Origin of the sequence: Paenibacillus sp. CR_12 (genome assembly GCF_041953985.1) — a bacterium.
In the GTDB taxonomy this organism is placed as follows: Bacteria; Bacillota; Bacilli; order Paenibacillales; family Paenibacillaceae; genus Paenibacillus_AQ; species Paenibacillus_AQ lautus_A.
In genome coordinates this window covers 150,706-172,905 of record NZ_JAVFHO010000006.1, presented here as the reverse complement: position 1 = coordinate 172,905, position 22,200 = coordinate 150,706, and the positions used below count along the sequence as shown (strand labels likewise).

The 22,200-nt window shown below is 53.9% G+C and carries 23 protein-coding genes and 1 riboswitch; all 23 genes read left to right on the top strand.

Annotation, left to right across the window (positions count from 1 at the left end):
- The first annotated feature begins 231 nt into the window (after positions 1–231).
- The 23 genes from fni to atpG all read left to right on the top strand — a co-directional run bounded on the left by fni (position 232) and on the right by atpG (position 22,183).
- Positions 232–1,344 carry a type 2 isopentenyl-diphosphate Delta-isomerase gene (fni, locus tag RB297_RS22435; RefSeq protein ID WP_096775847.1) on the top strand — a complete coding sequence of 371 codons (1,113 nt, stop codon included), beginning with the start codon at positions 232–234 and terminating at the stop codon, positions 1,342–1,344.
- A gap of 180 nt (positions 1,345–1,524) precedes the next feature.
- Positions 1,525–2,625: a redox-regulated ATPase YchF gene (ychF, locus tag RB297_RS22430; protein WP_090909881.1), complete on the top strand. Its 1,101-nt coding sequence runs from the start codon at positions 1,525–1,527 to the stop codon at positions 2,623–2,625.
- Positions 2,626–2,851: 226 nt separating this feature from the next.
- Positions 2,852–3,919, top strand: a complete 1,068-nt coding sequence (gene prfA / locus RB297_RS22425; protein WP_015737758.1) for a peptide chain release factor 1 — start codon at positions 2,852–2,854, stop codon at positions 3,917–3,919.
- Between the two features lie 4 nt (positions 3,920–3,923).
- Positions 3,924–4,814 carry a peptide chain release factor N(5)-glutamine methyltransferase gene (gene prmC, locus RB297_RS22420; RefSeq protein WP_096775848.1) on the top strand — a complete coding sequence of 297 codons (891 nt, stop codon included), beginning with the start codon at positions 3,924–3,926 and terminating at the stop codon, positions 4,812–4,814.
- 134 nt (positions 4,815–4,948) lie between these two features.
- Positions 4,949–6,136 (top strand): FtsW/RodA/SpoVE family cell cycle protein, encoded by a 1,188-nt coding sequence (locus RB297_RS22415; RefSeq protein WP_036662077.1) that lies wholly within the window; start codon positions 4,949–4,951, stop codon positions 6,134–6,136.
- 309 nt (positions 6,137–6,445) lie between these two features.
- Positions 6,446–7,627 carry an FtsW/RodA/SpoVE family cell cycle protein gene (locus tag RB297_RS22410; RefSeq protein WP_009594539.1) on the top strand — a complete coding sequence of 394 codons (1,182 nt, stop codon included), beginning with the start codon at positions 6,446–6,448 and terminating at the stop codon, positions 7,625–7,627.
- Positions 7,628–7,850: 223 nt separating this feature from the next.
- Positions 7,851–8,546, top strand: a complete 696-nt coding sequence (gene spoIIR, locus RB297_RS22405; RefSeq protein ID WP_375121488.1) for a stage II sporulation protein R — start codon at positions 7,851–7,853, stop codon at positions 8,544–8,546.
- Positions 8,547–9,044: 498 nt separating this feature from the next.
- On the top strand, positions 9,045–10,223 hold the full coding sequence (locus RB297_RS22400; protein WP_375121487.1) for an L-threonylcarbamoyladenylate synthase: 1,179 nt from the start codon (positions 9,045–9,047) through the stop codon (positions 10,221–10,223).
- Between the two features lie 69 nt (positions 10,224–10,292).
- A complete protein-coding gene (locus RB297_RS22395; protein WP_375121486.1) occupies positions 10,293–10,856 on the top strand; it encodes a manganese efflux pump MntP in 564 nt (187 codons plus the stop codon).
- 54 nt (positions 10,857–10,910) lie between these two features.
- The gene (locus tag RB297_RS22390; RefSeq protein ID WP_009590545.1) at positions 10,911–11,498 is read left to right on the top strand and encodes a low molecular weight protein arginine phosphatase; all 588 of its coding nucleotides are present in this window, start codon (positions 10,911–10,913) and stop codon (positions 11,496–11,498) included.
- A gap of 107 nt (positions 11,499–11,605) precedes the next feature.
- Positions 11,606–11,687, top strand: a riboswitch (ZMP/ZTP riboswitch).
- A gap of 114 nt (positions 11,688–11,801) precedes the next feature.
- Positions 11,802–12,266, top strand: coding sequence for a ribose 5-phosphate isomerase B (gene rpiB, locus RB297_RS22385; protein WP_009590548.1), 465 nt, complete (start codon positions 11,802–11,804; stop codon positions 12,264–12,266).
- A 79-nt stretch (positions 12,267–12,345) separates the two neighbouring features.
- Positions 12,346–12,930 (top strand): TIGR01440 family protein, encoded by a 585-nt coding sequence (locus RB297_RS22380; RefSeq protein ID WP_375121485.1) that lies wholly within the window; start codon positions 12,346–12,348, stop codon positions 12,928–12,930.
- Positions 12,931–13,020: 90 nt separating this feature from the next.
- Positions 13,021–14,271, top strand: coding sequence for a serine hydroxymethyltransferase (locus RB297_RS22375; RefSeq protein WP_009590552.1), 1,251 nt, complete (start codon positions 13,021–13,023; stop codon positions 14,269–14,271).
- A 335-nt stretch (positions 14,272–14,606) separates the two neighbouring features.
- Positions 14,607–15,236, top strand: a complete 630-nt coding sequence (gene upp / locus RB297_RS22370) for a uracil phosphoribosyltransferase (protein WP_009590550.1) — start codon at positions 14,607–14,609, stop codon at positions 15,234–15,236.
- 68 nt (positions 15,237–15,304) lie between these two features.
- Positions 15,305–16,462 (top strand): non-hydrolyzing UDP-N-acetylglucosamine 2-epimerase, encoded by a 1,158-nt coding sequence (wecB, locus tag RB297_RS22365; RefSeq protein WP_375121484.1) that lies wholly within the window; start codon positions 15,305–15,307, stop codon positions 16,460–16,462.
- A gap of 175 nt (positions 16,463–16,637) precedes the next feature.
- Positions 16,638–16,868 carry an AtpZ/AtpI family protein gene (locus RB297_RS22360; RefSeq protein ID WP_009590543.1) on the top strand — a complete coding sequence of 77 codons (231 nt, stop codon included), beginning with the start codon at positions 16,638–16,640 and terminating at the stop codon, positions 16,866–16,868.
- Positions 16,865–17,242: an ATP synthase subunit I gene (locus RB297_RS22355; protein WP_015737749.1), complete on the top strand. Its 378-nt coding sequence runs from the start codon at positions 16,865–16,867 to the stop codon at positions 17,240–17,242. The genes RB297_RS22360 and RB297_RS22355 overlap by 4 nt, the downstream gene beginning before the upstream one ends.
- 35 nt (positions 17,243–17,277) lie before the next feature.
- Positions 17,278–18,039: a F0F1 ATP synthase subunit A gene (atpB, locus tag RB297_RS22350; RefSeq protein WP_009590537.1), complete on the top strand. Its 762-nt coding sequence runs from the start codon at positions 17,278–17,280 to the stop codon at positions 18,037–18,039.
- 106 nt (positions 18,040–18,145) lie between these two features.
- Complete coding sequence (atpE, locus tag RB297_RS22345; protein ID WP_007128780.1) at positions 18,146–18,358, top strand: F0F1 ATP synthase subunit C; 213 nt, start codon at positions 18,146–18,148, stop codon at positions 18,356–18,358.
- Between the two features lie 95 nt (positions 18,359–18,453).
- Positions 18,454–18,942 carry a F0F1 ATP synthase subunit B gene (atpF, locus tag RB297_RS22340; RefSeq protein WP_375121483.1) on the top strand — a complete coding sequence of 163 codons (489 nt, stop codon included), beginning with the start codon at positions 18,454–18,456 and terminating at the stop codon, positions 18,940–18,942.
- Positions 18,939–19,484: a F0F1 ATP synthase subunit delta gene (locus tag RB297_RS22335; RefSeq protein ID WP_096775856.1), complete on the top strand. Its 546-nt coding sequence runs from the start codon at positions 18,939–18,941 to the stop codon at positions 19,482–19,484. Before atpF ends, RB297_RS22335 begins: the two co-directional genes overlap by 4 nt.
- Positions 19,485–19,502: 18 nt before the next feature.
- Positions 19,503–21,017, top strand: coding sequence for a F0F1 ATP synthase subunit alpha (gene atpA / locus RB297_RS22330; protein WP_015737746.1), 1,515 nt, complete (start codon positions 19,503–19,505; stop codon positions 21,015–21,017).
- A gap of 305 nt (positions 21,018–21,322) precedes the next feature.
- Positions 21,323–22,183: an ATP synthase F1 subunit gamma gene (gene atpG / locus RB297_RS22325; RefSeq protein WP_009590544.1), complete on the top strand. Its 861-nt coding sequence runs from the start codon at positions 21,323–21,325 to the stop codon at positions 22,181–22,183.
- The last annotated feature ends 17 nt before the right edge of the window (positions 22,184–22,200 follow it).

Here is a 22,200-nt window from a genome sequence, read left to right as displayed (position 1 = left end):
AGTTTTTGCAATTCGGCAAGCACCGCGTTTGGGGATGATCCCGGGAAGCCGGGGCAGAATGCTATTTGGGAAGGTTTGTTGGGTTTCGAACATACGGGAGATCGTGAGAACATCGGTATTAAAATTGTCAAAGGATGTACATATCAAGCAGCTGGGACAACCTGCGACGTCAATGGTATGCTTTAGATACGGTTTTATTAAGGATGAGTGAATCGGATAAGGAGGCACGGAATGAACTCAGAACATGAACAGACTGCGGGCAAACCTGCAACCGTTTCAGGCGGAGGATCAGGAAGATTTGGGGGCAGACTGATGCCGGAAGTGCCCACCGGCGAGCGGAAGATCGAGCATGTTCGATTATGCCTGGACGAAGAAGTGGGCTCCGTGGGGGTAACCACCGGTTTTGAACGTTACCGTTTTCGTCACGCCGCACTGCCGGAGATCGACTTTGGAGAGATTAAGCTGGACACGACGTTTCTTGATTTTTCCGTACGCACGCCATTCTTGATCAGCTCCATGACTGGCGGAAGCAAGGCCACCGGAGAGATCAATATGCGTCTTGCGGAAGCGGCGGAACGGCGCGGCTGGGCGCTGGGTGTCGGCTCCGTGCGGGCTGCGGTGGAGAAGGAGGAGCTTGCTTCGACATTCCGCGTGCGCGAGAGCGCGCCGAGCGTGCCGGTGATCGCGAACCTAGGAGCGGTGCAACTGAACTATGGCTTTGGCCTTGACGATTGTCAGCGGGCGGTGGATATCGCCGGTGCGGATATGCTGGTTCTCCATCTAAACGGACTGCAAGAAGTGTTTCAGCCGGAAGGGAACACCCGGTTCGGCCGTCTGCTGGGGCGCATCGAGGATCTGTGCCGCACGCTTTCGATACCGGTCGGGATTAAAGAAGTGGGCTGGGGTATCGATGGCGAAACGGCGCGGTCTCTGCTGGACGTCGGGGCAGCGTTCATCGACGTGGCCGGTGCGGGCGGCACCTCATGGAGCCAGGTCGAGAAATTCCGCAGCCCGGATCCGGTCCGCCGCGCTGCGGCCGAGGCTTTTGCCGGGTGGGGCAATCCTACCGCGGAATGCATCGCGGAGGTGCGCGAAGCCGCGCCGGCCTGCGCGCTGATCGGCAGCGGCGGGCTGCAAAGCGGCGTCGATGCGGCCAAAGCGCTCGCGCTTGGCGCCGATCTGGCAGGTTTCGGCCGCGGACTCCTGGGCTCGGCGGTCGATTCGGTTGAAGCGCTCGATCAGCGGCTTGCCCAGGTGGAGCTGGAGCTGCGGACGGCCATGTTCGGTATCGGCGCGGGGAATATCGAGGCCCTGAAGTCCACCAAGCGGTTGATTCGTGCCTAAAACAGCGCGCAGAACACCGCAGAACGGGAATTCGCGATGGCAGTATATTCGTGTTGAAGTCTATGGGGTATCTGCTATAATTAATAAGATTGTTTAGCTGGTGATAGAGGCTTGGCGTATAGATCCCGAGCTTCGTATACTTATAAATAAGAGTAAACCTGATAAGGAGTTGTCACATAAATGGCTTTAAAAGCTGGAATCGTCGGTTTGCCGAACGTTGGCAAATCTACATTGTTTAATGCGATTACGCAGGCGGGCGCCGAGTCGGCAAACTACCCGTTCTGTACGATTGATCCTAACGTGGGCGTCGTGGAAGTGCCGGATGAGCGCCTCGACAAATTGACCGAACTGGTTCAGCCGAACAAGACGGTACCGACCGCTTTCGAATTCGTCGATATCGCGGGCTTGGTTCGCGGCGCGAGCAAAGGGGAAGGTCTTGGGAACAAGTTCCTGGCCCATATTCGGGAAGTGGATGCGATCGTTCATGTGGTCCGCTGCTTTGAAGACGAGAACATTACCCACGTCGACGGTAAAGTGAACCCGGTCAGCGACATTCAGACGATCAATCTGGAGCTGATCCTTGCGGATCTCGACAGCGTCGAAAAGCGGATCGAACGCGCGAAGAAGAACATGAAGGGCGGCAACAAGCAGTATGCTCAGGAAGTGGAGCTGCTGGAGCGCCTGAAGGAAGCCCTGTACAATGACCAGCCGGCACGCAGCGTGGAGCTGAGCGACGATGAGAAATTGATCGTGCGCGATCTGCACCTGCTGACGCTGAAGCCGGTATTATACGCGGCGAACCTGAGCGAAGACGGCGTTGCGGAAGCCGACAGCAATCCTTACGTGCAGCAGGTTCGCGATTTCGCGGCCGCGGAGAACGCGATCGTGGTGCCGATCAGCGCGAAGGTTGAGGCCGAGATCGCCGAGCTTGAAGGCGAGGACAAAGCGATGTTCCTTGAGGAGCTGGGACTGGAAGAGTCCGGTTTGAACCGTCTGATCAAGGCGGCATACAGTCTTTTGGGATTGTATACCTACTTTACCGCCGGCGTGCAGGAAGTGCGTGCCTGGACGATCCGCAAGGGAACGAAAGCACCGCAAGCGGCCGGCGTCATCCATACCGACTTCGAGCGCGGCTTCATTCGTGCGGAAGTCGTTGCTTACGATGACCTGGTTGCGGCGGGCTCGATGAACGGCGCGAAAGAGCGCGGACAGCTTCGTCTGGAGGGCAAAGAGTACGTCGTGAACGACGGCGACGTTATGCACTTCCGTTTTAACGTGTAATCGATGAAGGTTTCAAAGGCCATGGCTCCATGTCGCTTTGTGCATGGGACCGTGGTTTTTTTGAAGCGAACGGGAAAGGCGAGTACCCTTTCTTCGGTCAACTGCCTGCTAGTCAAACGTGTCGTTTCATGGTAAAATAAAAAGTCGTTTACACTTCATGTTCCCTACGAAATTGGAGTGCGAAATGGCATATCTTCAGGAATATATCTTAGAGAGGTGAATTCCTTTGTTGGACCGATTACAATCCCTTGCAGACCGTTATGAGAAGTTAAGCGAGCTGTTGTGCGATCCCGATGTCGCTAATGACTCCAAGAAGCTCAGGGATTATTCCAAAGAACAATCCGATTTACAGCCTGCTTATGAGGCTTATGTTGAATATAAAAACGTCATTGAAGAACTCGAAGCCGCCAAAACCATGCAGGGCGAAAAGATGGACGACGAGATGCGCGAAATGGTGAAAATGGAGATCGAGGAGCTCACCCAGCGCGAGCAAGAGCTGGCCGAAAGAATTCGGATTCTGCTGCTGCCGAAGGACCCGAACGACGATAAGAACGTCATTATCGAGATTCGCGGCGCAGCCGGGGGCGACGAGGCGGCACTGTTCGCTTCCGACCTGTACCGGATGTATACCCGTTATGCCGATACCCAAGGCTGGAAGGTTGAACTGATGGACGTCAACACCAACGATCTGGGCGGGTTCAAGGAAGTGATCTTCATGATCAACGGCCGCGGCGCTTACAGCAAAATGAAATTCGAGAGCGGGGCGCACCGCGTGCAGCGTATTCCGACCACGGAATCCGGCGGCCGCATCCATACCTCCACCTCCACCGTAGCGGTTATGCCGGAGGCGGAAGAAGTGGACATCGAAATCCATGACAAGGATATCCGCGTGGACACCTTCTGCTCCAGCGGCGCAGGCGGTCAGTCCGTTAACACCACCAAGTCGGCGGTGCGCGTAACGCATATTCCGACCGGCATTGTGGCTACATGCCAAGACGGCAAATCGCAGAACTCCAACAAGGAGAAGGCGCTGCAGGTGCTTCGCGCCCGTATCTTCGATATGATGCGTCAAGAGGAAGAAGCGAAGTACGCCGGGGAGCGCAAGAGCAAAGTCGGCACCGGTGACCGCAGCGAGCGGATCCGGACGTACAACTTCCCGCAAAGCCGCGTGACCGACCATCGGATCGGACTTACCGTTCACAAGCTGGATCAAGTGATGAACGGGGAGATTGAAGAGATCGTTTCGGCGCTGACCCTTGCGGAGCAGGCTGAAGCGATGGAAAAAGGAGTATAACGCTTTGAAGCGGACGATATTTGAATTGACGCCGCAGCGCAGCGTAAGAGAAGCCTTTGTGGAGGCTTCTTCTTTTTTAGACGGCATGCGGGTGATGGAGCCGCAGCGGAATGCGCAGCTGCTGCTGGAGCATGTGCTGGGATTGTCGGGAACCTCGTATTATATGGCGCTCGCGGAGCCGTTTCCGGCGGACCGTCGCCGCGCCCTGGAAGAAGCGATCAATCGAAAAGCGCAAGGCGTTCCGGCGCAGTACATTATCGGCGAACAGGAGTTTTACGGCCGACCGTTTGAAGTTACGCCGGCGGTGCTCATTCCGCGCCCGGAAACGGAGCTGCTCGTGGAAGCGGTGCTGAAGTATGGACGGGAGCTCACCCTGCGACCGGATGGAGGGCTGAAGGTCGTCGACATCGGCACAGGCAGCGGGGCCATTGCCATTACGTTGGCTTTGCAGTCAAAGGGATGGGATGTGTTGGCGAGCGATATTTCGCCCGATGCGCTAGAGGTTGCCGCGCGGAACGCGAAGAAGCTGGGCGCCCAGGTTGAGTTCCGGCAGGGGAACCTGCTGGAGCCGTTTGCCGGCACGGGGCCGGACATCCTCGTCTCCAATCCGCCGTACATTCCGGCGGAGGATATCGAAGAACTGCAGCCGGAAGTCCGGGACTATGAACCGCGCACGGCTCTGGACGGCGGGCCGGACGGATTGAATCCGTACCGGATCATGATGGCGCAGCTGCCCTTGCTGTCGGCGCCGCCGCGCCTGATCGCTTTTGAGCTGGGCATGGGCCAGGCCGGGGAAGTAGCCGAGCTGCTGCGGAAGGCAGGACACTGGAAGGAAATCGTCACGGTACCGGATTTGGCGGGGATTGACCGTCATGTTCTGGGAATTTTCCGTTAATTGTATTCGGGTCCGATTTCTTTTAAAATAGAGGATGGGCTGCAGAATGAACGTTGGTTTGTTCGCCCAGATGGTTATTCTGCCTGAATGGCACATCGGGGTTTGCGGGCTCCGGGCACAGGGGGACCTAAAGCATGCTTCAGAAGTTCAAGAAGATTGATTTTGTCATTGTGTTTGTGCTGCTGATGCTAATGGTCGTCAGCATCACGTCGATATATAGCGCCACGTTCGATACCGCTGGGTTCGAGGGTCACCATATTAAAATGGCGGTATTTTATATCCTCGGTTTCGCGGCTTTCTTCGGGCTTAGTTTGATTGATTATCGAATATGGAATAAATATGCGCTGCACATCTATATCGGAGGGTTAATCACGCTGTTGCTGCCTTCCTTCATCGGTCAAACCAAAAATAATGCCACGGGCTGGATCAATCTCGGCATCGTGGACATTCAGCCTGCCGAATTATTTAAGCTGGTATTGATCATATTTATTACCTATGTCCTTATTCGCAAGGACAAATCGAGGCTGTCTTTCTGGCGGGATATCGTACCGATTGGTTTTCTGACGTTCATTCCGTTTGCCATCGTCATGGTTCAGAATGACTTGGGGAACGGACTCAGTTATATTGTCATACTGCTCGGGTTGTTATGGATCGGCAACGTGAAGTTTTCGCATGCGCTGATCGGTCTGCTGCTGGTAGCGGGCATTGCCTTTGGCGGAGCACAGGCCTACATCCACTTTCATGATGAGATTAAAGAATCGAAAATCATGGAGAGCCGCGGTCATTGGATGGAACGGATCGATCCATGGCTGGTGCCCGAAAAAGCTACCGCGAAGGCAAGTTATCATACGAACAATGCAAAGCTGGCCATTGCTTCAGGCGGTATGAGCGGAGAGGGGTACTTGGAAGGCAGCTCGGTGCAATCTTCGCGCGTACCTTATACGTATTCGGATTCGATTTTTGTGCAAATTGCGGAGGAATACGGCTTTATCGGCTCTTCCGTCCTGTTGCTGTTATATTTCATACTCATTCACAGGATGATCCTGATTTCGCTGGAAAGCCGGGAAAAAGCGGGCCCGTTTCTGATCATCGGCATCGTTGCCATGCTGCTGTACCAAATCTTTGAGAACATCGGCATGTTTATCGGGTTGATGCCTTTGACGGGAATCACCTTGCCCTTCATCAGTTACGGCGGAACGTCGCTCATCATTAATATGGCGTGCCTCGGGGTTGCCATGAGCGTGAAGCTGCACGGACAGGAAGTGGAGGAGGATATGCCGAATCCGCAAACATACCGTTCCGCGCCAACCAAACAGGCTTAACGCGGGTGATTAGGGTTTAGAATCGGAGAGATGCTATCGAAAGCAGCATCTCTTTTGTTTTTTTCTCCGTATCCAGGAAAGAGGATCGCGAATTGTGTTAGCGGTGAAAATCTTTTAGAATGATTCATTAGGGGCTTGCATGGCAGGATCCCTGAAAATCTTGAACGTAATGCCACCTTCAGATTAGGGTTTATGGAATGATGAGTATCAACGACGATAAGCAATGGCAAACTTTCTTTTCGAATAATCGTTATATGCCTGTATAGGCAAACCGGGGGTTCGTGTCTCCGGGCACAGGGGGATCAAAGCATGCTTCAGAAATTCAAGAAGATGGATTACGTTATTGTTTTCGTACTGGTTTTGATGATGGGTATCAGCATTACGTCCATATACAGCACGACCGTCGACACCAAGTTCGAAGGCTCTCATATCCGCATGATTGCTTTTTACATTGTCGGCTTCATGGCTTTTTTCGGAATTAGCCTGCTGGATTACCGGCTGCTGATTAAATATGCCAAATATATATACTTAGGCGGTTTAGCCGTGCTGGTCCTCGTGATGTTTATCGGGAAGGACATCAACGGCGCTCAGGGCTGGATTTACATTGGCAGTTTAAGTATACAGCCTGCTGAATTGTTCAAGCTGATCCTGATCATATTTCTTTCTTTTGTATTGGTACGAAAAAACAAACCGCTGCTGTCCTTCTGGAAGGACGTCGTTCCGATCGGGCTGTTGGCGTTCGTGCCTTTCGTGCTCGTCATGGCTCAGAATGACCTGGGTAACGCGCTTAGCTATGTCATCATTTTGCTGGGGCTGCTCTGGATCGGGAACGTCAAGTTCTCCCATGCGCTGATCGGGCTTGTGCTGGTGGCAGGAGTGGCCTTCGGCGGCGCTCAGGCTTACATTCATTATCATGATGAACTGCTGGAATCGAAAATACTGAAGCCGCACTGGGTGGAACGGATTGATCCGTGGCTGTATCCGGAGAAAGCGACCGCCAAGGCCAGCTATCATACGACGAATGCGAAGCTTGCCATCGCCTCCGGCGGCATGAGCGGCGAGGGCTACATGCAGGGTTCGTCGATACAGTCGGGCCGGGTGCCTTATGCGTACTCCGACTCCATCTTTGTGCAGATTGCCGAGGAGTTCGGATTTATTGGTTCCTCCGTCCTGCTGTTGTTGTATTTCATCCTGATCCATCGGCTGATCCTGATCTCCCTGGAATCCCGGGAGCGTGCGGGACCGTTTCTAATCATAGGAATCGTGGCCATGTTTTTATATCAGATCTTCGAGAATATCGGGATGTTTATCGGTTTGATGCCGCTGACGGGGATTACGCTGCCCTTCATCAGTTACGGGGGAACGTCCCTTGTGATTAGCATGGCGAGTCTCGGGGTCGCCATGAGCGTCAAGCTGCATGGTCAGGAAGTGGAGGAAGATATGCCGGATCCGCATGCTTATCGCCCAGCGGCCGCTAAGCAGCAGGCTTGATGGTCGGGTGGAACTTCGCCGCGGTCTGGAAAATAACCAAAACCGAATCGTCATTTATATGAGAGGATGCCGTTCCCATGGGAACGGCATCTTTTTTGTTAAAGTCGTGACGCGCCAATCTATGAATTTTTTTCGATTTGCTAGATTCCATGTTTATATCTTTTTCAGTCGGACATACTGATAGCATCATAGAGTTTCGTTCATAGAGAGGCGGTTGTCCGAGATGAAAAATTATAGTGAAACCCTCCGTATTATCGTGAAAAAAATGGTTGTGCTCTTATCCTGCATGTTTATGGTCATCATGGCTTGGGAGGGGCAGCAGATCGATGCTTCCGTTGTCGGCGGTCCGATCCCTCAAGAATCGATACGGCTTCGCATTCTCGCGAATTCAGATAACCCGTCCGATCAGCTCGTCAAAAGAGAGATTCGTGACGCGGTCGTTGAGCAAATGCAGCTGTGGGTCCTGCAGCTGGAGAACCCGCAAAGCCTGGAAGACGCCAAAGCATTAACCCGGCAGCATCTTCCGGAAATCCGCCAGCTGGTGGGTGAAGAGCTGAGAAAAAGAGGCATTACCTACAATTATCATGTAGAGCTTGGCGTCGTGCCGTTCCCGACCAAATTGTACGGGGGCACGGTGTATCCGGCGGGCGATTACGATGCGCTGCGGATTACGCTAGGCGAAGGCCAAGGACAAAACTGGTGGTGCGTCCTGTTCCCGCCGCTTTGCTTCATCGACGGCGGCAGCGGGGATGCGGCAGCTCAGCCTGTCGAGAAGGGGATCCAAACGGTGTCCGCCGATGCGGGCGACGCTTCTCCGGAGGAAGCGCCGAAGAAGGCAAGCGAAAGCGAGCCGGAGGTCCGCTTCTTCCTGTGGGATATGTTCCTGGGCCTCTGGAATTGGGTGGCGAGCTTATTCTAGGATGATCCCGCGTATTGATTTCCAATACGGACAGGGTATGATAAACTTGGATGAAGAAGTACGTGTTCAAAAAGGTGGATTTTCAGCACCGAGAAGGTTGGATGAAGCTAGGGACTGAGGAGTGGAGCGTACGTTTTGGGTACGTGAGCACCGGAAGGCCCGGCTGAATTCAAGATTCGATGCCGAGCTGCTTCTTGATTCGCTTCGTGTTAGATATAGGATTTATAAGTTATCAACGGAGTTGATGAAATTCTATATCGCAAGAAAACCTACCTATGCATCGCGGTCGCTCATCCTTGAAGTGGCTTCGATGAGGGGTTTTCTTATCAAAAGCGGACTTTTTGAACAACCTCTAGAAGAGTGCTTTCTCTTTGGCGCGACCGGTTTCCATGGGAACCGGCACGGGACTGAAGAACGAGAAGCGCTTTTTCTTTTGGAGTATAGGCAAAACGCGTTTGGATGTTTATATATTTCATATACAGAAAGCTTGGGATAGGTATGGAACAGAACGGAAATGACAAGGAACGCAACCTGCAGCGGGAACAAGGCTCCCGGAATGCTGCATCGAAGCCAACCAAAGTGTGGCACGTCTTAAGCTCCCTCTCCAAGGAGAGCCTCGGGTCCGAGAAGGAAGCGAAGCAGGCGCTGCACGAAGCAGGCCAGGTGCTTGCACAGGGCGGTACGGTGGCTTTTCCGACGGAAACGGTGTACGGACTTGGTGCTGACGCCGGCAATACGGAGGCGGTCGAGCGCATCTTCGCCGCCAAAGGTCGGCCATCGGACAATCCGTTGATCGTGCATATCTCGGAGCTGGCTCAGCTTGACGGCTTGGTCCAGCAGGTGAACGAGACGGAGCGGGCGCTGATGGCGTCGTTCTGGCCCGGACCGCTGTCGCTGGTGCTGCCCGTGAAACCGGGCGCCGTATCGCCTCGCGTGACGGCCGGGCTCGATACGGTTGCCGTGCGGATGCCGGATCACCCCGTGGCGCTGGCTCTGATCAGCGCCGCCGGTTGTCCGCTTGCCGCACCGAGCGCGAATCGCTCCGGCCGGCCAAGCCCGACGCTGGCCAGCCATGTGCTGGAGGATCTGGCGGGGGCGATCGACGGCGTGCTCGACGGCGGCCCGGCCGGGGTGGGCGTCGAGTCGACGGTGGTGCAGGTCGGCGAAGACGGTGCCGTCACGGTGCTCCGCCCGGGCGGCGTCACGGCCGAGCAGCTTGCCGCGGTGGCGGCAAGCGTGCGCCAGGACCCGGCGCTGCAGCGCGCCGCCGGGGAGGCGGAGAGCCCGGCGCCGCGCTCGCCGGGCATGAAGTACACGCACTACGCACCGAAGGGTGCGATGTGCGTGGTGCAGGGCCCGCGTGCCGAAGCGGTGTCGGCACGCATCGCGGCCGAGCTCGAGGCGGCGGCCCGGCGCGGGGAGGTGACCGGCGTGCTGTCGTTCGACGAGCACATCGGTCGCTACCGCGCGGACGTTGCCGTCTCGCTCGGCAGCCTGGCCGCGCCGGAGGAAGCGGCCCGCCGGCTGTACGCCGGCCTGCGCCGCTTCGATGAAGAAGGCGCGACTTTCATCCTGGCCGAAGCGTGCCCGGAGCAGGGGCTTGGCGCAGCCGTCATGAACCGGCTGCTGAAGGCCGCGGGACATCACATCATCCACGTCAATGCCGATGCTGATTGAACGGTTTTAGCATGATTTCCCCCTTGTCCGCATATGGTGTACAAGACCATGGGACTTGGGGGAATGGGGATGTTGGAGGCGTCTGTCCAATCGGGACAGCTTGCGGCGATTCTGCTGATGGCGGTTGCACTCGGGCTAGACGCATTTTCGCTTGGCATCGGAGTCGGAATGAGAGGCGGCATGCGCTTAGGCCATATGCTGGGCATCAGCTTCATGATCGCAATGTTTCACATGCTAATGCCGCTGGCGGGCTTGTTTGCCGGCCGCTATGTAGGTATGCTGCTGGGTCACGTCACAGGGCTTGCAGCCGGCGGGCTGCTCCTCCTGCTGGGCGGGCATATGCTGTATAATTCTTGGCGGGGCGGGGAAGGTCAGCGCATTCATCCTACCGCGTTCTTGGGCATGCTGCTGTTTTCGCTCAGCGTCAGCATCGACTCCTTCTCGGTAGGCGTTTCGCTCGGGATGTTCGTGGATGATGTGCTGCTGATCGTGATCTCCTTCGGTGTCGTGGGCGGTTTGCTGTCCATTCTTGGCCTGCTGCTCGGCCGTCAGGCGAGCAACAAGCTGGGGGAGTACGGCGAGATGCTGGGCGGACTGATTTTGATCATCTTTGGCGTGATGTTTATCTTTTGATGCAATATTTGTTACAATAATCCCAAAACAACCTACAACGGGAGGTACGGGACCGTGAAAAATATATTGTTTGTCTGCACGGGGAATACCTGCCGCAGCCCGATGGCGGAAGGGATGCTGCGCAAGCTCGCCAAACAGCGGGGCATTCCCCTGGAAACGCAATCCGCCGGCGTCTCGGCCGTGGACGGCATGCCGGTATCCCGTCATGCGGAATCGATACTGCGGGACCAGGATATTCAAGATCGTTTGGTATCTAAGCCGCTGACCGCGAATCTTGTGGAATGGGCAGACCTGATTCTGACGCTGACCCAGTCGCATAAGCAGTATGCGATTCGGCAGTTCCCGCATGCGGCCGACAAGATGCACACGCTGAAGGAGTTTGTGGAGGATGACCGGCGGGTGCTGGATGATCTGCGGGAGCAGGACAGCCTGTACGCGACGCTTGAGCTGGCCAGATCGCTGGGCCGCGATGTCAGCGACCGCGACCGGGAGCGTCTGATCGAGCTGCGCCAGCGCATTCCGAGCTTCGATATCTCCGATCCTTTCGGCGGCTCGCGGGAGGAATACGAGGCGACGGCGGCGGAGATTCGGACGGCGCTCTTCCGCCTGCTGGACAAGCTGGAAGCGGATCAGCATAAATAGGATTGGGTTCCACGGAAGCGAAGAGTGAATCTGGATCCGGGCTCAATCTGGCTAAAAAAGCCGCTTGCCTTTCGCAGGGTATTGCTTTAAGATGAAGGTGAAAAACATGAATCCGATGTAACTGGCGACGAAGTGGATGAAACCACGATGGAGCATCGGAATATACGGCCGGTCGCCTGGGCAAAGAGCATTTGGAGCACAATACGTGCGCCGACTGCTCTTTTTTCGTCTTTTGCGTGGAGTTTGGGTTATAATGAAACAAGCTAAAACGCAAAAGCGAACATTCGAGGGGGTTTTTCATAGATGAAAATTGCATTGGGTACCGATCATGCCGGCATTCGTCTGAAAGAGGAGATCGTGGAGGTCATTCGGGGTCTTGGACACGAGGTGGAGGATCTTGGCTGCGGCTGTTCCGATTCCGTGGATTATCCCGATTACGCGCTTCCGGTGTGCGAGAAGGTGGTCTCGGGTGAAGCGGATCGGGGCATTCTGATCTGCGGAACGGGAATCGGCATGAGCATTGCCGCCAACAAGGTGCCGGGCATCCGCTGCGCGCTGACGCATGATGTATTTTCGGCCAAAGCCACGCGTGAGCATAATGACAGCAACGTGATTGCGCTGGGCGAGCGCGTCGTCGGCCCCGGGCTTGCTGCCGAGATCGTCAGCGCATGGCTGACAACGGATTTCAGCCAGGGCGAACGCCATGTCGGCCGCGTGAACAAGATCAAGGCCATCGAGGAGCGTTACCTGAAGAGCGAATCGCGATAGGTCGACGCGTAAGCTGCTGCGGTTATTGCGTATGGAATGAAGCATCTTCTGTGAAAAAATTCATCGGGAGGACTGTGACATGACGGATATCTCCAAGGTTTCCTTGAGCGAACAGACGGCGCGGATCGTCCGCGAGCTGGCCGAAGCGGCAGCCTTAGGACCGGGCAAGGTGCTGGTCATCGGAGCCAGCACCAGTGAAGTGGTCGGACGCCGGATCGGCACGGGCGGCGCTCTTGAAACGGCGCAGCAGCTTCTTCAGGGCATTGCCGAGGTTCAAGCGGAATTCAGCTTCGCTGTAGCCTATCAATGCTGTGAGCATTTGAACCGGGCGCTAGTCATGGAGCGGGGGCTGCTTGAAGAGCTGCGCCTGACGGAAGTGGCGGCTGTACCGATTCCGGGGGCGGGAGGCTCCATGGCCTCGGCGGCGTATCGGAGTATGAAGGAGCCCTGCCTTGCGGAATCCATTGAGGCCCATGCGGGTGTCGATATCGGCGAGACGCTGATCGGCATGCATTTGCGAAGAGTGGCGGTTCCGTTCAGGCCGAGCGAGCGTTATATCGGCGATGCGCGCGTAACGGCGGCTTACACCCGGCCGAAGCTGATCGGCGGAGAACGCGCCGTGTACCGGCTTGAGCAGCGGGATGATTCCACGCTGTGCGATTGATTCGAATGAGAGCCCGCTTTAGTCATTAGGTAAACTTGTAGTCTTGACTTGGCAAGAGAAAATAACGATTGATTATGGGAGGATATGAACATGATGGAACATTTGCGGAAGAATGACCCGGCTGTATTGGAAGCGATGGATTTGGAACTGAAGCGTCAACGCAGCAACATTGAGCTGATTGCCTCCGAGAACATCGTCAGCGAAGCGGTTATGGAAGCCATGGGGACGGTGCTGACGAATAAATATGCGGAAGGCTACCCTGGCAAGCGTTATTACGGCGGCTGTGAGCGAGTGGATATCGTGGAGGATATCGCCCGTGACCGCGCGAAGGAATTGTTCGGTGCCGAGCATGCCAACGTTCAGCCGCACTCCGGCGCCCAAGCGAACATGGCGGTGTATTTGGCTGCGCTCAAGCCTGGAGATACCGTGCTCGGCATGAACCTGGCCCACGGCGGCCATTTGACTCACGGAAGCCCGGTTAACGCGTCCGGCCTTCTGTACAATTTCGTTGCATACGGCGTGCAGGAAGACACGTTCCTTATCGATTACGACGAAGTCCGCAAAGCGGCTTTCAAACACCGTCCTCGTCTGATCGTGGCGGGTGCAAGTGCATATCCTCGCATTATTGATTTCGAGAAGCTTGCTGCCATCGCGAACGACGTAGGCGCATTGTTCATGGTCGATATGGCTCATATTGCGGGTCTTGTTGCCGCGGGTCTTCACCCGAATCCGGTTCCGCATGCCCATTTCGTAACCACCACGACGCACAAGACTCTTCGCGGACCTCGCGGCGGCATGATCCTGTGCAAGAAGGCATGGGCACAGGCGATCGACAAAGCGGTGTTCCCAGGCTCCCAGGGCGGACCGCTCATGCATGTCATTGCTTCCAAGGCCGTTGCGCTTGGCGAAGCATTGGATCCGTCCTTCAAGACGTATGCAGAGAACGTCGTGAAGAACGCGAAAGTGCTGGCTGACACCCTGATCGAGGAAGGCCTGAACATCGTTTCCGGCGGAACCGATAACCATCTGATGCTGGTCGATACCCGCAATCTGGACATCACCGGCAAAGACGCAGAGAAGGTGCTGGATTCCATCGGGATTACCGTCAACAAGAACGCCATCCCGTTTGATCCGACGAGCCCGTTTGTCACGAGCGGTATCCGTATCGGTACGCCGGCAGTAACCTCCCGCGGCATGGATGAGCAGGCGATGGTGAAAATCGCGAAGATTATTGCCATGACCTTGAAGCAGCCTAAAGACGAAGCAACGCTGGAAAAAGCGGGCCGTTTGGTGGCTGAGCTTACGGATCAATATCCTCTTTATGCCGAAATGAAATATTAATCACAGTTTCGTCAGCATAAGAGGCCTATGATAAGAGGACCCCACCTGAAGGTGGGGTCCTCTTTTAGGAGCTGTCACATTCTGGCCAGATTGCTATGCTCGCATGCTCCCGGTCGGGTCGCTTGGCGGTGAGGATCAATATAGGCGAAAATGGAAAACCTAGGTGCAGGGCTGACGAAGATCCGGTTATAAGGTCAAAACTCACGGAAATAAACATGACTCGTGCAGGTGTCAATTGACTAGAGGGAATGATATAATAGACAGGATTTATGGAGCTCACAAGTATTTACGCCCATATTGAAATAACATTTGCATTCAAACCGGAGGGACCAGACATGGGAAAATTGGTGATTTGTGATCACCCGTTGATTCAACACAAACTTACATTTATACGCGATATGCGGACTAACACAAAAGACTTTCGCGAATTGGTAGACGAAGTCGCGACTTTGATGGCTTATGAAATTACGCGGGAGGTTCCTCTTGAATCGATATCTGTTCAGACGCCGGTAGCCGAAACCCAAGGGAAAGTCATTTCCGGCCGGATGCTCGGCCTCGTGCCGATCCTGCGTGCGGGTCTTGGCATGCTGGACGGCGTGGTCAAGCTGCTTCCCGCTGCCAAGGTAGGGCATGTCGGATTGTTCCGCGACCCGGAAACGCTTCAGCCCGTGGAATATTATACGAAGCTTCCAACCGACGTGACGGAGCGGGAATTGATCGTCATCGATCCGATGCTGGCAACGGGCGGATCGGCCATCGCTGCAATCGACGTGCTGAAGAAGCGCGGCTGCACCCAGATCAAGATGATGAATCTCGTGGCTGCGCCGGAAGGCGTAAAGGCCGTGCATGACGTCCATCCGGACGTGGATATTTACGTTGCTGCTCTGGATGAAGGGCTCAACGACCACGGCTACATCGTACCGGGCCTGGGTGATGCAGGAGATCGGCTGTACGGCACGAAATAAGAGCCGAGCCAGTCATTCGTACGACTTGAATTGAAAAAACAAGCATGCAAAGAGGGGTAATTTCAAACATGTCAAAAGTGAAAGTGATGACGATATTTGGGGTCCGCCCCGAAGCGATCAAGATGGCGCCGCTTATTCTGGAACTTCAGCGCCATCCGGAGCATATCGAATCGGTGGTTTGTGTAACTGCGCAGCATCGGCAAATGCTGGATCAGGTGCTTGACGTGTTCAAGATTGTTCCGGACTACGACTTGGACGTGATGAAAGACCGTCAAACGCTGAACGAGATCACCGTACGCGTTCTGGAGGGGCTTGAGCCTGTCCTGCGCGAGGCCAAGCCGGATATCGTGCTCGTGCACGGCGACACGCTGACAACGTTCCTGGCCAGCTATGCAGCCTTCCTGCAGCAGATTCAGGTCGGCCATGTAGAGGCGGGTCTTCGCACATGGAACAAGCTGAATCCTTATCCTGAAGAAATGAACCGTCAGCTGACCGGCGTGCTGGCCGATCTGCACTTTGCGCCGACGGACTGGTCTGCCGAGAATCTCCGCAAGGAGAATAAGCCGGAATCCAGCATTTACGTGACGGGCAACACCGCTACGGACGTGTTCCAGTATACGGTTCGGGAAGGATATACCCATCCGGTTCTGGATTGGGCACAGGGCAAGCGCCTGATCCTGATGACGGCGCACCGCCGCGAATCCCAAGGGGAGCCGCACCGTCAGATTTTTGAAGCGGTGAAGCGCATTGCCGACGAGTTCGAGGATATCGCCATCGTCTACCCTGTGCATCCGAGCCCTGCCGTCAAAGAGCCGGCTCACCGCATTTTGGGGAACCACCCGCGCATCAAGCTGATTGAACCGCTGGATGTCGTGGATATGAACAATATTTACACCCGTACGCATTTCATCATTACGGATTCGGGCGGCATGCAAGAGGAGGCTCCGTCCTTCGGCGTGCCGACGCTGGTGCTTCGGGACACGACGGAACGTCCGGAGGGCATTGAAGCCGGCACCCTGGAGCTGGTAGGCACCCAGGAAGAGAATGTGTACGAACGCATTAAGGCTCTGCTGACCGATCAGGAGCTCTATGACAAGATGAGCAAAGCCGCTAATCCTTACGGGGATGGACAAGCTTCCCAGCGAATTGTCAATGCGATTTTGCACCATTTTGGCATTCGAAAAGAGCGTCCTGAGGAATTTCACAGAATGTTCACAAAGGCATAGTTTACCGTATTCTGATTGGCAAGGGGACAGCATACAGTTGAACTGTACGGTTACCGCGGCGTTTTGCGCAATTTAGACTGCTCAAAACGCCGATTTTACACGGGAAATCCATCAAATCGATTCATTGACAAACTCTTGTTATATTCAGTAAAATGAGTTGGGATTAGAGGTTCATATGAAAAATCCGAAAAGTCAAGATAACCCTTGGTTGATAGCGCTATACATTAGCGGGGCGGGCGGTTTGCTTGCCGCTTACATTCTCATCGGTTTTTTTACCGGGCGATGGCTCATGAATCAGTTGGACGGGCCCAGAGTGTGGCTTGCCATTGGTACGCTTTCGGGGCTCTTTGTAGGGATTTTGAATATCGCTCTTCTCATTAAAAAGTTTTTGGGGGCGCAGGCGTGAATGATTTGACTTCCATTGTGAACGCTGTATTTAGAGTATCGTTACTCTTATTGTCTGCCTTGTTTCTCGGATGGGCTCTCTATCCGGAATTCCGCCCGATAATTATGGGGTTGATCATGGGCATGGCGGCGGGCTTGTTTAATGTACGCTTCCTCTCCATGAAAGTGCAGCAGCTGGCGCAATTGGCTGTCGATCCGGAACCGAAAAAGTACAACTTCGGCTTCATTACGAGATTGTGCATCGGGCTCCTGATTGTGATCTTCGCCGTAAAACTCGAACAGGTATCCCTCGGCGGTGCAATCGCCGGTCTGTTCATACCCCAATTGTTGACCATTCCTGTCAGCATTGTGTTCAGTTTGAGAAACAATCATTGATCAGCGCTAACTTGGAAAGGGGTGAAAACAATTATATGCATGATTCACCGATTATCAAACTTGGCGGATTGAATATTGACCTTTCGGCGGTCATAATGCTTCTTGTCACCTGTGTGGTGGTGTTCGTATTATGCCGGCTGGCGGTACGTAATCTATCTGTCGAAAACCCTTCCAAACTGCAAAACTTCATGGAATGGGTAGTGGAATTTGTGCAAGGCGTCGTAGCGAGTGCGATGGATCTGAAGAAAGGGAAAGCTTACATATCGTTGGGGCTTACTCTGATCCTCTTCATCTTTGTAGCCAACTTGCTGGGCTTGCCGTTCTCAATTATCACCGACTTGCCGGAGAACTTCACGGTCTTTGGTCAGCCAATCCTGGCTACACTAGGACTTGAACATGGCCACTATGCTCACGTATTGTGGTGGAAGTCGCCAACAGCGGACATTTCCGTTACGGCCGGTCTTGCGATCGTTGTATTCGTGCTCATGAACTACCTGGGCCTGAAGCTGAATCGCAAGCATTACCTGAAGCATTACATCGAACCGTTCCCGATCTTCCTGCCGCTCAATATCATTGAGAACCTGGCAAAACCTATCGCTCTGGCAATCCGGCTTTACGCCAACATTTTTGCCGGCGAGGTATTGATCACGGTGATTCTGAAAACCGGCTTCTGGGGCATTCCTTTCATGGCCGCATGGCAAGGTTTCAGTATCTTCATCGGTGCATTGCAGGCGTTTATCTTTACGATTTTGACAATGGTATACATCTCGCAAACTACGATTCACGAAGAGCATTGATCAACTCGGACGAATCCGCCGTAACAGCGGTGTTTTTCGAAAGAGATATTTTCTATAGTTTCACCAAATTTCAATTTTGAAACAATTTTAAGGAGGATATTTAACAATGGAATTTTTGGCAGCAGCTATTGCAGTAGGTCTGGGCGCCCTTGGCGCAGGTTTGGGTAACGGTATGATCGTAAGCAGAACAGTTGAGTCTATCGCTCGTCAACCAGAAGCACGTGGTCAATTGCAAACAACGATGTTTATCGGTGTTGGTATCGTAGAGGTTATTCCTTTGGCAGCTACTGTAATCGCGTTCTTGATCATGTTCTCTTAATAACAATACAACGGTTTGGCGGGGAGGGCCGATGCCATCCGCGCCTTCGTTTTGTTAGGCACCGCACTTCGTGTTGATGGAAAGGAGTGACCTCAATGACAATTCTATGGGAAAATATGGTAATCACTATTCTTGCGTTTCTTATTCTTTACTTTTTGCTTCAGAAGTTTGCTTTCAGCAAATTGTTCGGCATCATGGAGCAGCGTCGTGAGCTGGTCATGAGCCAGATGAACGAAGCGGCACAGACTCGTCAGCAGGCAACTGCTTATGTAGAAGAGCAGAAAAAGGCACTGGAGCAAGCGCGTCAAGATGCTCACGAAATCATCGAGCGTTCCAGACAAACTAGCAACAAACAAGCAGAGCAAATTATGGAACAAGCTAAGGAAGAGGCAATTCGCCTGAAATCCGAAGCTGTTCGTGATATCGAGAATGAGAAGAAGAAAGCGGTCGAAGAGCTTCGCAGCGAAATCGGCAGCGTTTCCGTGAAGATCGCGACCAAGCTGATCGAACGTGAAGTCAAGAATGACCAAGCTCAAGAAGAACTGGTGGATCAATACCTTAAAGAGGTAGGAGGCAGACCATGAGCCAAAATACGGTAGCAGCCAAGCGGTATGCGCGGGCGCTGTTCGAAGTGGCGGCTCAGCAGCAGAAGGGTCTGGAAGTGGAAGAGGAATTGCGGGCTGTCGTGCATGCCATTGAAGGCGATGCCGACATCCAGAAATTCATCGCCACGCCGAATGTTCCCCAGTCCGTGAAGATGAACGTAATCAGCCAGGCGTTGGCAGGGAAGGTATCGCAGCCTGTATTGAACACGATCGAATTGCTTCTCGACAGAGGGCGTGCAGAAATGTTCGCAGAACTGCTGAACAGTTATGTGAAGATACAAGGTGCGAGCTTGGGTTTGGCAGACGCCACTGTGTACTCCACCTACCCGCTTAGCGATCAGGAAAAAGAACAGGTTGCTTCGGAATTCGGACAGTTAGCACATCAGAAGATCCGCGTGACCAATGTTGTGGACGAACGTTTGCTCGGCGGCCTGAAAGTCGTCATTGGCGACAAGCTGTATGACGGAAGCATTGCCGGGAAGCTGGAACGTCTCGAAAAGTCTTTTAATAGACGAGCATAGTAGATAGGGGTGAAAACGTTGAGTATCAGACCTGAAGAAATCAGTACTTTAATCAAAAGTCAAATTGAAGAATATAAATCCGATATCACTGTCTCTGAAGTAGGTACGGTAATTCAAGTAAGTGACGGTATTGCTCGCGTGTACGGCCTGGAGAACGCGATGTCCGGGGAACTTTTGGAGTTCCAAAACGGCGTGTTCGGTCTGGCGCTGAACCTTGAGGAGAGCAATGTCGGTGTCGTTATCCTGGGACCTTACTCCGAAATCAAGGAAGGCGATCAGGTAAAGCGTACAGGACGTATCATGGAGGTTCCTGTAGGCGAAGCTCTGCTTGGACGCGTCGTGAATCCGCTGGGTCAGCCGCTTGACGGCAAAGGCCCGATCGAAGCGACTGCATTCCGTCCGGTTGAGAGCAGTGCACCAGGCGTTATCGACCGTAAATCCGTTCATGAGCCGATGCAAACCGGTATTAAAGCGATCGACGCGATGGTACCTATCGGCCGCGGCCAGCGCGAGCTGATCATCGGTGACCGCCAAACAGGTAAAACCACCGTTGCCATCGATACGATCCTGAACCAAAAGGGCAGCGGCGTTAAATGTATTTATGTAGCCATCGGGCAAAAGCAGTCCACTGTAGCACAGGTTGTTGAAACTCTTCGCCGTCATGGCGCGCTGGAGTACACGATCGTTGTTACGGCTTCGGCTTCCGAGCCGGCTCCACTGCAGTACATCGCTCCATACGCAGGCTGCGCAATGGGCGAGTACTTCATGTACAAAGGCGAGCATGCACTCATCATCTATGATGACTTGTCGAAGCAAGCGGCAGCATACCGTGAATTGTCCTTGCTCCTCCGTCGTCCTCCGGGTCGGGAAGCTTATCCGGGTGACGTTTTCTACCTGCATTCCCGTTTGCTGGAGCGTGCAGCGAAGCTCAACGATGAGCTTGGTGGTGGTTCATTAACCGCACTGCCATTTATTGAAACACAGGCTTCTGACGTATCTGCTTACATTCCAACCAACGTAATTTCGATTACGGATGGACAGATCTTCCTGGAGTCCGAACTGTTCTACTCCGGACAACGCCCAGCGATTAACGTCGGTATTTCGGTATCCCGTGTCGGTGGTTCCGCGCAGATCAAGGCGATGAAAAAGGTTGCGGGCGGCATGAAGCTGGATCTTGCGCAATACCGTGAGCTCCAGGCGTTCTCCCAGTTCGGATCCGATCTGGACAAATCAACCTTGGCTCGTTTGAACCGTGGTGCAAGATTGATGGAAATCCTGAAACAGGGCGTAAACCAGCCGTTGTCCGTTGAACAACAGGTGGTTAGCTTGTACGCAGCCGTTAAAGGATATATCGATGATATCGAGGTTGCTGACGTGCGTCGTTTCGAGAGCGAGTTCCTCGCGTTTATTGGAAGCAATAAACCGGAAATTCTTCAATCCATTACGGATACGAAGGATTTGACGTCCGACAACGAAAACGCGTTGAAAGCGGCAATCGATCAATTTAAGAAGGGCTTTGCCGCTTCGGTCTAAGCTCCTCAGGCAAGTAATAGGAGGGGAGCCGGGGTAAGCCCGGCATCCTCTTTCATCATATGGAATGTAGCTTTGGCTGTGACCAAAGTGGTTTTTACAACAGATGTGGCTTTGGTCCTAGCCAAAGCTTAGTCTACCCGTACGAAGTAATTTTGGCCCCAGCCAAAGCGCGAATTGCTTACGAAGTAACTTTGGCTCCGCCAAAGTTAGGTGATTGCTTACGAAGTTAGCTTTGGCTTCGCCAAAGCTAGGCTGATGCTTACGAAGTAACTTTGGCTCCGCCAAAGTTTTAAGGTGGTGAAAACATGGCAAGAGGATTACGTGATATTAAGCGGCAGATCAAGAGTGTTCAGAACACAAGGCAGATCACCAAGGCGATGGAAATGGTTGCTGCTGCCAAGCTGAGAAGAGCTCAAGAGAAGGCGACCTCCGCGCTTCCATACTCCGAGAAGCTGAAAGAAGTGGTTGGCAGCATCGCTGCTGGAACCAAGGGAATCAGCCATCCGATGCTGGAGAAGCGCGAAGTGAAGAAAACCGGTTATCTGGTGATCACTTCAGACCGTGGTCTTGCGGGTGCTTCGAACTCCAATATTTTGCGTAAAGTATCGAATTTTATCGCAGAACGCCATCAGTCCAAGGACGAGTATTGCCTGTTTGTGATCGGACGTAAAGGACGGGATTATTTCCGCCGTCGTGGACTTCCGGTTGTTGAGGAGCTCACCGATTTATCCGACAGTCCGACCTATGCGGATATTAAGACCATCGCTAACGCGGCGGTTCACCAATACGAGCTGGGTCAGATCGATGAGTTATACCTGTGCTATAACCAATTCGTGAATGCCTTGACTCAGCTTCAGGAGATCTCCAAGCTTCTGCCGATGGAGAACATTGGCGGCGGGGAGAACCTGACTGGTTATGAGTATGAGCCGTCTCCGGAAGGCGTGCTGGAGGTTCTGCTTCCGAAATACGCGGAAACGCTGATTTTCAGCGCAATGCTGAATGCGAAGGCAAGTGAGCTTGGAGCGAAGATGACCGCGATGGGAGCAGCAACGAAGAATGCGAGCAAGTTGATCAACGAGTTGAACCTGACTTACAACCGTGCTCGTCAGGCTGCCATCACGCAGGAAATTTCCGAGATTGTGGGCGGAGCCAACGCTCAGCAATAATGTACGTTTGAATTCTT